Source organism: Nocardia sp. NPDC051756 (genome assembly GCF_040681495.1).
Taxonomy (GTDB): Bacteria; Actinomycetota; Actinomycetes; order Mycobacteriales; family Mycobacteriaceae; genus Nocardia.
The window spans coordinates 144,175-156,902 of sequence record NZ_JBFAYV010000016.1 but is presented as its reverse complement, the minus strand read 5'-3'; the positions used below and the strand labels follow the sequence as shown (position 1 = coordinate 156,902).

Sequence of the window (12,728 nt, the reverse complement as noted above, 5' to 3'; positions counted from 1 at the left end):
TCAACCGGGGGGTATGAGAAGCCGGAACCAATTAAATAATTGGCACTGACATTCATCGACACACTATTGAGTTCTCAAAGAACACACGCACACACCATCGCACGGATCTTGTCCGCTTGATCGGTGAGGCAACCTTACAGCTTAGCTCCGCTAAGAAACAAATCCTGCTTCCGAGAGAGCTAGTGCGATTTCAGGCGCTCCTCGTCCTACCTCGTTTCCCGGTCCATTCACTCAGCGTTTCCGCTGAGCTTCTCGGCTCCGGGTCGGTGTCCGTGTCGCTCTGACTTGGAATAAATTACGCGGCGACGAACGCGAAGTCAAATCGCCTGCGCAGCCCGAGAATTCGCAGGCCACGGCGCCTGGGCGACGGCGAGCGACTGCGCTAGTCGGACAACTCCTCGGTACCGCTCTCGCTTACCAGTCCGGCGAACCGTGACGCGCTGATATTGCCGCCGGAGATGACAACGCCGACGCGGGCGCCGGCGAGTTGGACTCGGCCCGCCAGCATTGCCGCGACACCGGCGGCGCCGGTCGGCTCGGCGACGATCTTCATGGTGTCGAACAGAAAGGACATCGCCGCGACCAACTGCTCGTCGGTCACCACGGAGATCTCGTCCACCAGCCTGCGGTTGACGGCGAAGGTGAGTTCGCCGGGGATTTCGGCGGCCTGCGCGTCGGCAATGGTGCGGGGAACCGGGATTCGAACCCGGTGACCGGCTTCGAGCGAACGCTTGGTGTCGTCGCCGTCGACGGGTTCGACGCCGATGATGCGGATGCCGGGAGAAAGCGCGGTCGCCGCGGTGGCACAGCCCGCCATCAGGCCGCCACCGCCGATCGGGGCGAGGAAGGCGGTCAACGGTCCGGTCTGCTCGACGAGCTCGAGCGCCACGGTGCCCTGTCCGGCCATCACGCGAGGATCGTCGTATGGCGGAATGGCGGTCAGGCCGCGTTCGGCGGCCAGGGCCTCGCCGAGCGCGGTTCGGTCCTGCGTATAACGGTCGTAGAGGACGACCTCGGCCCCGTATTCCTTGGTGGCGGCCAGCTTCGAAGCGGGGGCGTCCGTCGGCATCACGATGACTGCCGAGGCGCCGAGCAGTCGTGCGGACAGCGCAACGGCCTGGGCATGGTTGCCGGAGGACCAGGCCACGACGCCGCGCGCGAGTTGTTCGGCAGTCAGCTGCGAGATCGCGTTGTACGCGCCACGGAATTTGAACGCACCGACCCGCTGGAAGTTCTCACACTTGAGAAACACCTCGGCCCCGACACGCTCGTTCAGTACCCGGGAGGTAAGCACCGGCGTCCGGTGCGCGACGCCGGCGAGCCGGTGCGCCGCCGCACGCACATCATCGATCGTGATATCGCCGGTCACGCTTGGCATTCTGTCATCCCCGCACGCGGGAAACGGGATGAGACGGGCGCTCATCGAACTCGCCACCTCTGCTCATGGCGTCGATCCGCCCACCGTTGCCGGTCCCGAGTAGCCATCTCCGGTCAGTATCTGGAGTTCGACAGCGGCACGACCAGCCACGGAGGGATCGGGATTGTTCACCGCTTCCTCGACGAGATGGTCTCTGCGCGCTTTCCTGCGATGCTCCAGCAGCTCCCGAAACAGCGCTGCGAGCGTCTCGTGGTACGAATCGTCGTAGTAGACCGGGAAGGTGTTCGACGGCATCGGCCGGTCGGAACCCTCGACATCCCAGTCGTATTCGGCGTCGTACAGCCATTGCCGTAGTTGCTCGTCGGTCGGACGTTCTGCCGTCACAAGGTCGCCCTTCTGAGTGCCGAGGCTTGGTTGTTGCAAGGATGCTGGTCCTCAGATTCTCCCCTTCCGCACGAACCCCCGCCCGGTGTCAGGTCTCGATGAGAGTCCAGCAGGGCCGCCTACTCGGCGGGTCGCTTCCTCGCGGGCCTCGGTCGGCTACCGGAAATGCCAGTCGAGCTCGGCGCATCGGTGCCGTCCTCCCGTCGCGTCGCGGGAACTCCGTGACGGCGCATGAGGTCCGCGAACTGCCTCACATTTGCCCTTGACCGTTGTCCAGGTCGTTGCCATCACTCGCGACGACGTCTCGCAGCTGCGTTCGAGTTATCGAGGCTTGGCCGTGATGGGTTGGTTCGTTCCATAAGTGCAGCAGCAGGTGTTCATCGATTTCGATCAACCGATCAGCGTATCCCGGTGCAGTAGCGAGGTATTGCTCATGAGGACCGGGGATCTCATAGAGACGGACGTGCACCGCTGCCGGGCCCGCTGCGGTCAGCGGAGCGGCGAGTTGTCCTTGGCATTCTTCGAGGTTGCTGTCACGGACGCGCTGGGCCCCGCGGCGGGTGAGATAGCTGCGTTCTTCGAGAAGCCGGGCGTTTTCGGGCGGGGCAGGAAAGGAGGTGTCGCCTACTTCGACACTTACTCGGACCAAGCCCCGTGCCAGGTCATGAGTGGTGTTGATCCGCACAGCGCCTATCCCTGGACAGAGCCGTTGTCCGGGTTGATACGAGGGGAGGGTGGATATTTGTTCGTCGAGGTCGGCGTCGGTCACAAAGAACCCACCACCGTCGTAGTCGACGACGTCGGTCAAGGTCGCCATGTCGATCTCCATGGTCACATCGTCGGGTCTGCGCGGACGTAGAACCTGTCGCCGTCCATGATCAGGTTCTCGTAGATGACCTGACCGAGACACCGTTACCATCTACGACGACGTCGAGACCTGGGGCTGCGGCGTTGTCATACTCGGACGCCAAGCACATCAACAATATTCACTGCGGGCAGGCCACACGAGCCGGCAGGCACTGGATAGCCGAGCAAGGGATGAGTAGTCGGATTGGTTGCCAGAGTCGATAGGTTCCAGCAACGGCATCGCGGGTTGGGGTTTCCGCTGGCGGTGATCTACAAGTTCGTCGACGATCAGGGTGGGTACCTGGCCGCCTTGATCACCTATTACGCGTTCGTGTCGTTGTTTCCGCTGTTGCTGATTCTGACGACTGTGCTCAGCGTGCTGCTCAAAGCCGACCCGCATCTTCAGCAGCGCATTCTCGATTCGGCGTTGAGTCAGTTTCCGGTGATCGGGGATCAGATCAGCCGGCCGGAGCGGCTCAGCGGTGGTACCGCGGGGCTGATCGCCGGCATCGCCGTTGCGGCGTTCGGTGGTCTCGGGGTGTCGGTGGCGGTACAGAACGCGATGAACGTGGCGTGGGCGGTGCCGGTCAATCAGCGGCCGAATCCGTTCATGGTCCGGGTGCGCGGGCTGACCGGACTGCTCATCCTCGGTCCGCTGATCCTCGGATCGACTGTGTTGTCGCAGGTCGGTGCCGCGTGGCGGATCGGGTTCGGGTTCGCATGGCTGATCCTGTCGGCCTCGGTGGTGGTCAATGCCGGGTTGTTCGCGATGGCGTTCAAATGGGCCACGGTGCGACCGCTGAGCTGGCGACAGGTCGCTCCCGGCGCGGTGGCCGCCGCGGTTACGTGGCAGTTCTTGCAGCGGTTCGGCTCGATCTATGTCGGTCAGGTGGTGAGCCAATCCTCCGACACCAACGGGGTGTTCGCGGTGGTGCTCGGTCTGCTCGGGTTTCTCTACCTGGCCTCGTGCTCGGTGGTGTTATGCGTGGAGATCAACGTGGTGCGGGTCGACAAGCTCTATCCGCGGGCGCTGTTGTCGCCGTTCACCGAGAATGTCAGCCTCACCAGCGGGGATCGACGTACCTACACGGACCAGGCACAGGCTCAGCGCAACAAAGACTTCGAAGACATCACGGTCACCTTCGACCAGCCTCCCGAGAAGTAGAACCTGGCCACTGAACGGCGGTCAACACCCCGCAGAGGCCGTCGCGACGTCGCGGCACTCCGGTTGCGGGCCGGGCGAACTCGCAACTTCGCGTCGGGTGACCTGGCCCAGTCCCCACAGGACCAGCGCGGAGAGTGAGTAGCCCGCGCCCACCCAGCAGGCGCCCGGCCACCCCCAATTGCTGTATGCCCAAGTGGTGGTGATCGCGCCGAGCGCGGATCCGAGCGAATAGAAGGCCATGTAGGCGCCGATGACGCTGCTGGCGTGGTCGGGGTGTGCGGTGGTCAGCAGGTGCTGGCTACTGACATGCACGGCCTGGACGGCGAAGTCGAGCACGATGATGCCGATGATCAGCAGCCACAGGCTCGCTTCGGTCCGGGCGACGAGCAGCCATGAGGCGGAGAGCAGCACCAGCGCCGAACCGGTAATCGCTTGTGCGTGACCGGAATCCGCCCATCGTCCGGCCCGTGCAGCGGTTCGGCGAACGGGTCATCGATGAGCGCAGGATCTGTTCGGGTCGCGATCGCCCGCGCCGCCGCGGCCATGGTTGCGGTCGCGCCGACGCTGGACGCGAGGTCCCAGGAGTCTCCGTCATGCCTGGTTGAAGTCATGTTCTACCCCCATCTCCGACGATGTGGCGAGTCCGGTCAGCAACCGTCCTTGCCGGGTGGCCGACGCTAACATCCACCACCGACAGAGTGCGTTCGTCGACGTGACGAGGGTGCGGGAAGTGCTGTCAGCCAACCCTTCTGCTCGGCATGAAGGAAGAAGTGAGCCTAGCTTGCCTTCTGGGCTCGAGTTTTCAGAATCGCCTGGTAGGTCTGTTGGACATTGACGATCATGCGGTCTGGGTGATGGTTGTCGGTGAAGTGTGCCCGAGCGTTCGCGCCCAGCTGTTCGCGGTCATGTGGCTGGTTGATCAGGTGGGTCAGAGCGGTGGCCAGGGCAGCTGGGTCTGCCGGTGGCACAAGGATTCCCGCTCGGCCCTGGTCGAGTTGATCGGGGATGCCGCCGACGCCGCTGGCAATGATCGCGACGCCTGCGCCCATCGCTTCCAGCACGACCAGGGGCGAACCTTCGGTGTGGGAGGGGACCACGAGTATGTCGAGACCGCCGATGAGGGCGGGTCCGTCGGGGCGGGCGCCGAGGAATCGGATTCGGTCGTTGAGTCCGAGTTCGGTTGCCTGCCTACGGAGTTGGTGATCGAGCGGTCCCGCCCCGATGATGACGAACCAGGCGGCAACCGGTTCGGTCAGCCGCGCGACGGCCTCGAGAAACACCTCGACGCCTTTGTCTGGGTGCAACCTGGCGAGGACCCCGACGATCAGACCGGGTTCCGGGATCGGTCGCCGCGGCGTCGGGTAGGGCGGAAAGATCACTCCCGGTATCACCGTGACGCGTTCGGCACGGACCCTGTCGACGTGCACCAGCCGTTCGCCGATCGGGGCGGAGACAGCGAGGCAGTGGGCCGCCGATCGGTAGAGCCATCGGGTGTAGCAACGAGCCCACCGGCCACGCCAGGCGGCCATCGTGTGTTCGGTGACGACCACCGGGGTCCTCGACACCATTGCCGCGACGAGACTCGCCGTCGCGCTGGCGACCTGATGGGCATGGACGATGTCGAAATTGCCATGGCGCAGCAGCTTCCACAGTTTGACGGCGAGCACAACGCTGACGCGGCGGTGCACTACCCGACTGCTCAGCGTAATGACTTGCACGGGAATCTGTTCCAGGGCGGGTCGTAGTTCGCCGCCGACCGAGCAAGCGACGCTGACCCGGTGCCCGCGCGCGGCCAGTCCGGTCGCCAGGCCGATGAGATGGCGTTCGGTGCCCCCGATTTGCAGCGAATCAATGACCATCAGGATGCGTAGCGACTGCGCGCCGGGCAGGTCAGCGGTGGCCATAGAGTTCCCAGAAGTACTGCTGATCGCGGTCGTAGGTGCCGTCGACCTGATGGATCGTGGTGAGCTGGTGCGGGTGAACGCGGCGGCAGGCGAGGTAATCACGGCGGCGGGCATGGCGTTTACCGGCATGGGTCAACCGCAGCCACAACGCCCAGTCTTGGCAGACGACTTCCTCATCCCATCCACCGACCTCCACCAACGCCGAGCGGCGCAGCACCACGGTGTTGCCCAGCACCCGGTTGGCGGCGAGCAGGATGGTGAAGAATTCGGCGGGATCGTCGCTGTATTCGGTTGCGGCGTATTTGGTTTCGTTCTCCCACGCGCTGTCGAGCAGGCGGTTGTCGGCGTCGATGCGCAGGGTATGACCGAAGGACCAATCGATGTCTGGATGGTCGCGCATGAATTCGGTATGCAGTTGCAGACTGCGGGGCAGCAGGAGGTCGTCGTCATCGAGCGGCACGACCAAATCCCCTGTCGCCACGTCGAGTCCGCAGTTCTGGGCGTGCGCCATCATCCGTGTCGCCCGAGTACGGATGGGTTTGACCCGAGGGTCGGCGCGGGCGACCTGCTGAAGGTAGTCCCATGTGCCGTCGGTCGAACAGTCGTCGATCACGATGTGCTCGTAGTCGAAACCATCGCCGATCTGGTGCCGGACATTGTCCAGGCATTGCGGCAGGAACGTAGCGCGCCGATTGAACGTGGCGGTGAGCACCGAGACCAGCAAACCACTCCTCCGACCTCAGCCGACGGGCATCGCCGGCCTGGACCACCCGATGATCATCGCGCACCGCAGTACCCATGGCCAACACGACGCGGCCCGATCTCGGTGAGAAGTCAAGGCGCACCGCATGTTCGCAGGTAGTCGACCGTTCGACGGACGCCTTCGACGATGCCCACTGCGGGCCGCCAACGCAGATCACGCTGGGCCGCAGTACAATCCAGCACCGACGCCCGCACGTCACCGTGCCGCATCGGGGCGAACCCCGGGGTGTCCGCCGTGCCGACAGCGGCCGCGACGAGCGTATGCAGCTCCCGATCCGACACCGGGATTCCCGTCCCGATGTTGTATCGCCGCGGCGTGCCGACCTCAGCCGCCGCGGCGACGAATGCCGCGGCGACATCGGCGACGTAGACATAGTCCCTCGTATTACCGCCGTCGCCGAATATCGTTGTCGGCCTTCTGGTCAGCAATGCGCTGGAGAAGATCGCCACCGCGCCGCCGGCAGGGTTCTGGCGCGGACCGTAAACGTTACTCAACGCCAGATGCGTGCACTGCACACCGTAGAGCTCGTGATAAGTGTTCAAGAACAGCTCGCCGCTGACCTTGCTCGCCGCGTACGGAGACCGCGGATCGACCGGCGCGGACTCACTGGTCGGGAATGCCTCGGGCGCACCGTATATGGATCCGCCGGACGAGGCGAACACGATCTTGCGGACCGCCGACTTGCGCGCCGCCTCGGCCACATTGACTGTACCCAGCACATTTTGGGTGACATCGAAGATCGGGTCGGCAACACTCGCCCGCACATCGATCTGAGCGGCCAGGTGGAAGACCACTTCCGGTGTCGCCCTGGCGAAAACCTCACACAGATCCGGCGCGGTCACATCCCCCGGCCAGACGACGCACCGGCCGGTAGCCAGCGCGTCCGCCAGGTTGGCCAGTCGTCCACTGCTCAAATTGTCGACGACGACCACCTGACAATCACCGGCCACCAACTGATCAACCAGAGCCGAACCGATGAAACCCGCACCGCCGGTAACCAATACACGCATCCCGACACGATGCCTTATCCAGAGATTGTCGGCAGGCAGCCGATGTAGCCTTCTCGACAGTCGGAAGATCGGGTTTCTCGGATGAGTTCAGGACCGGTGGTCGTCGCCATCATGTCGCATCATCGGTCAACTCAGCTGACTCGGCTCGTCGAGCGAATCACCGTCGGCAACAACAGCATCGCGGTGATACACCACGATCCGTCGGGTTCACCGCTGCACCTGCCGCCGTCTTCCGACGTGGCGATCATCCCGGACCCGATCCCTTGCCAGTGGGGGCGCATGTCCTTGGTGCAGGCCCAATGGAAGACCCTGACCTGGGTTGCCGCCAACATCCCGGACTTCTCCTGGTTCCTGCTCATCTCGGGTCAGGACTATCCGGTGCGGTCCATGGCGTCGATCGAGGCCGAACTGGCGACCTCGCCGCACGACGGATATCTGCGCCACCTCCTGATCGCCGACCCGGACGAGGATATCGATCCCTGGCAGGCACTCACCCGAAACCGCTATCTACGGATGCGCCGACGCCCGTTCTCCGTCAGGCAGATTCAACTCCCGTACCAGCGCCGCCACCCCTACCGCGACGGCACCCACCTCTACGTCAGCGAGATGTGGTTCAACCTGTCGGCGTCGGCCGTCCGGCAAATTCTGGCCGACCGGCCGCTGCGGGACCGTCTACTGCGCTACCTGCGCTGGGCCCCGATTCCCGACGAGACGTTCATCGCGTCCATGATCGGCAATCAACCCGGCCTGGATATCGCTCCCACCAACCGCCGCTACATCAAATGGCAACCGGGCGAACCGCACCCCGATCTGGTCTCCGAGGCACACCTGCCCGATATTCGTCGATCCGACGCATTCTTCGCCCGGAAGATCGACATCACCTGCCATCCCGGCATCCAAGACTTGCTCGACGGCCTCGGCGCCGACACGCATTGAACGCATAGCGGAGTCGGGACCCACCGCTGTTGCAGTCCTTCGGTCACCAGCCGGGAGACGCACTCAGACGAACTTAACGCTCAGATACTGCGTGATTCCTACGCGCTCGAGACCCCGTTGCCGCTTCGGCGAAAGCAGGGGCAAAGCTGTTGCCGCGTCGATCACTTCGGGTGCCGCCACTTCCCGGGTCTCGCCTTCGGCCGACAGGGTCGCCCGTCCGGCGGCGAGCACGTTCTGCAACCAGTCCACTCCGGTCCCATAGCCCAGCGGAATGATGAACCCGTCCGGCACACGGTCCGCCCCGACCGGCGTCGAATACTGTTTGCCTGATTTTCTGCCGGTATGCCGGATGACGGCGGCGTACGAATTCTTTTGCCCGGCACGTGCGCCCATGATCCGGTTGAGCAGGTATTTGTTCGAGATACGAACCGCTCGCAGCAGCGGACGGGGCCAGGTTCCCGGGGCAAGCGCCATGTCGCCGATGCTACTCGTCCGGAAACGCTGTCCCCTGACACGTCTTATCGGTATCGCTCCGACCTCGTCTCATGCCTGAAGCCGAATGAGCTTATGGCACAAGTGGTCTTGGACGCGACAAGTCATTGCGACCTAGTGTCCGGGTATCCACTCCACGGATCCCGACGTCGGCACCGCTGCGGTGGACGTCACCGCGCCCGATGCGGGGCCGCACCGGGCCGATCACCCCTAGGAGATGACCGCATGAGCGTCACGATTTCACCTGCCGTGCACCGCGTTCTGCCCCTGCTCACCGATCCTCCGGCGGCTCCCACCGCTCCACACGGTTACCTCGACCTCATCGGCCCGCAACCAGCCGACGACCGAGAGGTCAATACCGGCATCGTGCAATCGCTGTGGAGCTCGCGCATAGGCGCATCCCTGTTCGACCACGCAGCGACAACCGCGCGACGTGTCTTCGGCATCCTCCAATCGCCCGCCGAACGCCTACAGCTGAAACCCGGCCACACGGCACTCGACATCGGTTGCGGCCCAGGCGAAATCACCGCCGCACTCGCCCGCACAGTGGGTCCGACCGGACTCGCACTCGGCCTGGACATTTCCGCTTCGATGCTCACCCGCGCCGCCCGTCAGCACCGCGCCGACAACATAGCGTTCCTGCGCGCCGACGCCCAACGACTCCCGTTGCGCGACAACACCATCGACGCGGTCACCTGCATTGCAGGGCTACAACTCATCCCCGATCCGGACGCCGCCCTGGCCGAGATGACTCGCGTGCTCCGACCGGGCGGTCATCTCGCCGTGCTGGTGCCCACCGTGCTCACCGGCCCGCTCGAACTGATCGGACGCTACCTACCCGGCGCCGGCGGAGCACGCTTTTTTACCGCGACCGAAATCGCCGACACTGTAAAGGGTTTCGGACTCAGCGAAGTCGGCACCCGTCGCTTCGGGATGATCCAATGGACCTACGGACGCAAGCTCCGCGCTGAAGACTGACCCGGCGACCTGCCTGGTAGCCGCATGCTTCGCCTGTGCGATCGCAAAAAGCATGAGGTGCCATCACCCCGAAGAGGGTGCCGCCGTGTGCTCGCCTACCCGGTCGCCATGATCAACGCCGCCAACCGGCCGCTGGTGATGGTGCACCAGAAACCGGGTCGACCTCACCTGTCGGAGGCTGCCGCTACATTGATCGCCGAAGTCGACCGTCACCCTCGAGCCTGGCTCGGCACAGAAGGAGTTCCCGTGAACACACCCACCGCCTTTGCCAACGTCGTCTACCCCACCGCGGATCTGGACGCGAGCGTTGCGGCGTTCACGGCGATGCTCGGCGCCGACCCCGTCTTCCGCACCGAGGACTACGCGATGTACGCGATCGGCCTCGCGCTGTCGGCCAAACCGTGGGTGCCCCACCCGCTGCCGTTCTGGACCGTAGTCGACATCGCGGCGACGCACGCCGCGATGGTGAAGCTCGGCGCCACGGCGCTGGGCGAGATCGCCGACGGGTCGCTCGCCGAGATCGGTACCGCACCGATCGTCAACGGCGATCCGGAGACCGGCATCGTCGACCTACCCGGAAACCGCCTGGCCGTCCTCAAAGCCGTCGATGGGAACCTGATCGCCATCAATCAGCCGGTCGGCTGGTAATCGCCTGCTGATGGCTTTTCGGAATCGCGCCGAGGATCGCACTGCGGGCATGGGTGATGTCGGAGTGGTCGCCTAATGTGTCACCGAACATGACTCAGGAGAACAGCATTGGGGAATCTACATCGGCCTGGACGTCCGGAGGATCTACCGGATGCGCGAGTGCTGTGGGCGCGTTGGGCGGCCGTGGCGATCGCGACCTACAACCGCGAACAAGAGCTCGAGCCGCAGCAGCATCGGTCGGGCTATTGGATCGATGACGACGGATTGCACTGGGACGACTGCGGTTGCACGTGGTGGGTGCTGAAGTGGTTCGGTGACGGTCGCGCGGTGCTCGTCGGGGAGGACGAATCGAGCAAGGTCAAGTGGTACGAGCCGGCCATCGATCTGCTGGACGGTGCGCCGGAATGGGTTCCGCGGCACTATCTTCAGGGTCTGGTCGACGACTACATGGTCGGCTGTGTCTACTGGTTCGACGAAGGCGCCTGGCACCGCGCGAGTTACCCGGACGACCTGGGCGACGACGGACTCGACTGTGGCATATCGGCTTTGACGACGCAGACGGGCGCGGCGGGCGAGATCGGCGAACGGCTGGAGTTCGGCGGTGGTGACGCCGGCCTGCCCGAGCTGTGTGCGCAGCTGATCGATGACGCCGAACGAGGCGCGGTCACCGAGGGTGTGCTTCGATCCTTCGCCGGGGCGATGACGCGGTTGCTGTTGCAGCACTACCCCGAGGACGATCCGCAACCGCGCACCGACGACGACCTCGCCGCCATGTTCGCACTGGCACAGCGCGCAGGCATCGACACCGCCACGTGGACCGGCACTCTCGGTATTCGCAGCTGAATCGGGCGAACGGCCGGGTACGCATTCTTCTCGGCGACAACCTGGGTCGGTGCGATGACCGTGCGAAAGCACGACGCCGACGTAATATTCGGAGCGTGAACGCCATTGCCGCGCGTGTGATGTCAACCGTTGCCGGTCAGCTCGGCCACCCCCACGGACCGCTGGGGAAGGTGGTGGCCGTGGTGCTGAATCGCGCCAATCGGCGGGATGCGATCGCCGCGGTCGACGCCGCGGCGGTCGAATCGGGCGCGACTGTGGCCGATATCGGCTTCGGCGGTGGGGCGGGGATGGAATTGCTGCTCGGTCGGGTCGGATCGACGGGTGTCGTCTATGGGATCGATATCTCGGCCGACATGGTGAACCGCGCCCGCTCCCGTTTCGACCGCCAAGTCGATGCCGGCACGTTGCGTCTGCTGGAGGGATCGCTGAACGACCTCCCGCTCGACGACAGCAGCCTCGACGCGATCATCACGGTCAACACGATCTACTTCATCCCCGATCTGGACGAGGCGTTTGCCGAACTTGCCCGCGTGCTCCGCCCGGACGGCCGGGCGGTCATCTGCATCGGCGATCCGGCCGCGATGGCGAAATTGCCGTTCACGCCTTACGGATTCAGACTGCGCCCGGTCGACGAGGTCATCGCTGAACTAGAGCGTGCCGGATTGACGGTGGACCGCCGCGAGGTGCCGGTAGGGCTGGTGCCGGGACACCTGCTGATCGCGACCCGGCCCTAGCGGAGCACGAGTTCAACTCGCACCACCCCCGGCACAATGCCGAATTCGCCCATCAGGACTGCTGATTCGATGATCGGCAAATCTGAAGGTCGATTCATGCGACGACCACCGGCGGCCTCAGCCGGGGCGAAGGTTCGTTACCGGCAGGCCGTGCTCGGCGTGCAGACGCTCGGCGACAAGCGAACGGTGGCATGCCTCCGGATCGCATTCGACGCAGAACAGGGCGGTCGTCGAGTCGCTCGGCAGATCGGCCACCAGTGCCGCGAGGTCGAACGGGTCGAGGATTTCTCGGGTGTAGCGCTCGGCGTACTCGGTCGACAGCGCGACGCGGTTGCGCTTGCCCACTCCTTGGCGGTCGTCCTCTCGGTACTGGAGATGGCGTAATTCAGTCGTCGGTGCCAACTCCTTCACCTGCCGATAGCCGATGCCTGCCACGGCGAGCGCGCTTTGGAGCCGCGCCGAGTTCGCCCAGGAATACTCGGGCCCGCGAACGCCGCGGCGTTGGCGCAGATCCAGCAGCAGGCCCACTCCCCCGTCAGCGAGCTGCTCCAGGAAACCTCCGACGGTGAATCCGTAGACACCGATCGTCGCGATACGTCTCATCTCGGTACCCCGCACAGGGCGGCGGTGGGCTCGGTCGGACCGGC

At 64.7% G+C, this 12,728-nt stretch carries 14 protein-coding genes and 2 pseudogenes; 6 read left to right on the top strand and 10 right to left on the bottom strand.

From position 1 onward, the window contains the following. Window positions 1-382: 382 nt before the first annotated feature. From AB0M22_RS42865 to AB0M22_RS42855, 3 genes are all read right to left on the bottom strand, one after another. Window positions 383-1,369, bottom strand: a complete 987-nt coding sequence (locus tag AB0M22_RS42865; protein ID WP_364739126.1) for a threo-3-hydroxy-L-aspartate ammonia-lyase — start codon at window positions 1,367-1,369, stop codon at window positions 383-385. A 72-nt stretch (window positions 1,370-1,441) separates the two neighbouring features. Then, window positions 1,442-1,762, bottom strand: a complete 321-nt coding sequence (locus tag AB0M22_RS42860) for a hypothetical protein (RefSeq protein WP_364739124.1) — start codon at window positions 1,760-1,762, stop codon at window positions 1,442-1,444. Between the two features lie 250 nt (window positions 1,763-2,012). Beyond that, the gene (locus AB0M22_RS42855) at window positions 2,013-2,591 is read right to left on the bottom strand and encodes a hypothetical protein (RefSeq protein WP_364739122.1); all 579 of its coding nucleotides are present in this window, start codon (window positions 2,589-2,591) and stop codon (window positions 2,013-2,015) included. A gap of 264 nt (window positions 2,592-2,855) precedes the next feature. Here AB0M22_RS42855 and AB0M22_RS42850 point away from each other — a divergent pair, with 264 nt between their 5' ends. After that, window positions 2,856-3,773 carry a YihY/virulence factor BrkB family protein gene (locus tag AB0M22_RS42850; protein ID WP_364739120.1) on the top strand — a complete coding sequence of 306 codons (918 nt, stop codon included), beginning with the start codon at window positions 2,856-2,858 and terminating at the stop codon, window positions 3,771-3,773. A 21-nt stretch (window positions 3,774-3,794) separates the two neighbouring features. Here the strand turns inward: AB0M22_RS42850 and AB0M22_RS42845 are convergent. From AB0M22_RS42845 to AB0M22_RS42825, 5 genes and pseudogenes are all read right to left on the bottom strand, one after another. Next, window positions 3,795-4,226, bottom strand: a pseudogene (locus tag AB0M22_RS42845) (MFS transporter); the annotation flags it as partial. Between the two features lie 17 nt (window positions 4,227-4,243). Then, window positions 4,244-4,384 (bottom strand): annotated as a pseudogene (locus AB0M22_RS42840) (SAM-dependent methyltransferase); the annotation flags it as partial. 165 nt (window positions 4,385-4,549) lie between these two features. Further along, window positions 4,550-5,677 (bottom strand): glycosyltransferase family 4 protein, encoded by a 1,128-nt coding sequence (locus AB0M22_RS42835; protein ID WP_364739118.1) that lies wholly within the window; start codon window positions 5,675-5,677, stop codon window positions 4,550-4,552. Beyond that, complete coding sequence (locus tag AB0M22_RS42830) at window positions 5,664-6,401, bottom strand: glycosyltransferase (protein WP_364739116.1); 738 nt, start codon at window positions 6,399-6,401, stop codon at window positions 5,664-5,666. The genes AB0M22_RS42835 and AB0M22_RS42830 overlap by 14 nt, the downstream gene beginning before the upstream one ends. Window positions 6,402-6,511: 110 nt before the next feature. After that, window positions 6,512-7,450 carry an NAD-dependent epimerase/dehydratase family protein gene (locus tag AB0M22_RS42825; protein ID WP_364739114.1) on the bottom strand — a complete coding sequence of 313 codons (939 nt, stop codon included), beginning with the start codon at window positions 7,448-7,450 and terminating at the stop codon, window positions 6,512-6,514. Window positions 7,451-7,531: 81 nt separating this feature from the next. Between AB0M22_RS42825 and AB0M22_RS42820 the strand changes: the two genes are divergently transcribed. Then, on the top strand, window positions 7,532-8,386 hold the full coding sequence (locus AB0M22_RS42820; RefSeq protein ID WP_364739112.1) for a beta-1,6-N-acetylglucosaminyltransferase: 855 nt from the start codon (window positions 7,532-7,534) through the stop codon (window positions 8,384-8,386). A gap of 63 nt (window positions 8,387-8,449) precedes the next feature. On the opposite strand, the gene AB0M22_RS42815 is transcribed toward AB0M22_RS42820, so the two are convergent. Then, entirely contained in the window at window positions 8,450-8,860 is a 411-nt protein-coding gene (locus tag AB0M22_RS42815; protein ID WP_364739110.1) for a nitroreductase family deazaflavin-dependent oxidoreductase, read from the bottom strand. A gap of 243 nt (window positions 8,861-9,103) precedes the next feature. On the opposite strand from AB0M22_RS42815, the gene AB0M22_RS42810 reads away from it, so the two are divergent. The 4 genes from AB0M22_RS42810 to AB0M22_RS42795 all read left to right on the top strand — a co-directional run bounded on the left by AB0M22_RS42810 (window position 9,104) and on the right by AB0M22_RS42795 (window position 12,081). Continuing rightward, window positions 9,104-9,856 (top strand): methyltransferase domain-containing protein, encoded by a 753-nt coding sequence (locus AB0M22_RS42810; RefSeq protein WP_364739108.1) that lies wholly within the window; start codon window positions 9,104-9,106, stop codon window positions 9,854-9,856. A 246-nt stretch (window positions 9,857-10,102) separates the two neighbouring features. After that, window positions 10,103-10,504, top strand: coding sequence for a VOC family protein (locus AB0M22_RS42805; protein WP_364739106.1), 402 nt, complete (start codon window positions 10,103-10,105; stop codon window positions 10,502-10,504). A 159-nt stretch (window positions 10,505-10,663) separates the two neighbouring features. Continuing rightward, complete coding sequence (locus AB0M22_RS42800; protein ID WP_364739104.1) at window positions 10,664-11,347, top strand: hypothetical protein; 684 nt, start codon at window positions 10,664-10,666, stop codon at window positions 11,345-11,347. A 95-nt stretch (window positions 11,348-11,442) separates the two neighbouring features. After that, window positions 11,443-12,081 carry a methyltransferase domain-containing protein gene (locus tag AB0M22_RS42795; RefSeq protein ID WP_364739102.1) on the top strand — a complete coding sequence of 213 codons (639 nt, stop codon included), beginning with the start codon at window positions 11,443-11,445 and terminating at the stop codon, window positions 12,079-12,081. A 117-nt stretch (window positions 12,082-12,198) separates the two neighbouring features. On the opposite strand, the gene AB0M22_RS42790 is transcribed toward AB0M22_RS42795, so the two are convergent. After that, entirely contained in the window at window positions 12,199-12,684 is a 486-nt protein-coding gene (locus AB0M22_RS42790; RefSeq protein ID WP_364739100.1) for a DUF488 domain-containing protein, read from the bottom strand. Window positions 12,685-12,728: the final 44 nt, after the last annotated feature.

Bases quoted from the DNA above. Each gene is read 5' to 3' on its own strand.
- AB0M22_RS42855 (WP_364739122.1), bottom strand. From the start codon at position 2,591: ATGGAGATCGACATGGCGACCTTGACCGACGTCGTCGACTACGACGGT.
- AB0M22_RS42835 (WP_364739118.1), bottom strand. From the start codon at position 5,677: ATGGCCACCGCTGACCTGCCCGGCGCGCAGTCGCTACGCATCCTGATG.
- AB0M22_RS42825 (WP_364739114.1), bottom strand. From the start codon at position 7,450: ATGCGTGTATTGGTTACCGGCGGTGCGGGTTTCATCGGTTCGGCTCTG.
- AB0M22_RS42820 (WP_364739112.1), top strand. From the start codon at position 7,532: ATGAGTTCAGGACCGGTGGTCGTCGCCATCATGTCGCATCATCGGTCA.
- AB0M22_RS42815 (WP_364739110.1), bottom strand. From the start codon at position 8,860: ATGGCGCTTGCCCCGGGAACCTGGCCCCGTCCGCTGCTGCGAGCGGTT.
- AB0M22_RS42810 (WP_364739108.1), top strand. From the start codon at position 9,104: ATGAGCGTCACGATTTCACCTGCCGTGCACCGCGTTCTGCCCCTGCTC.
- AB0M22_RS42790 (WP_364739100.1), bottom strand. From the start codon at position 12,684: ATGAGACGTATCGCGACGATCGGTGTCTACGGATTCACCGTCGGAGGT.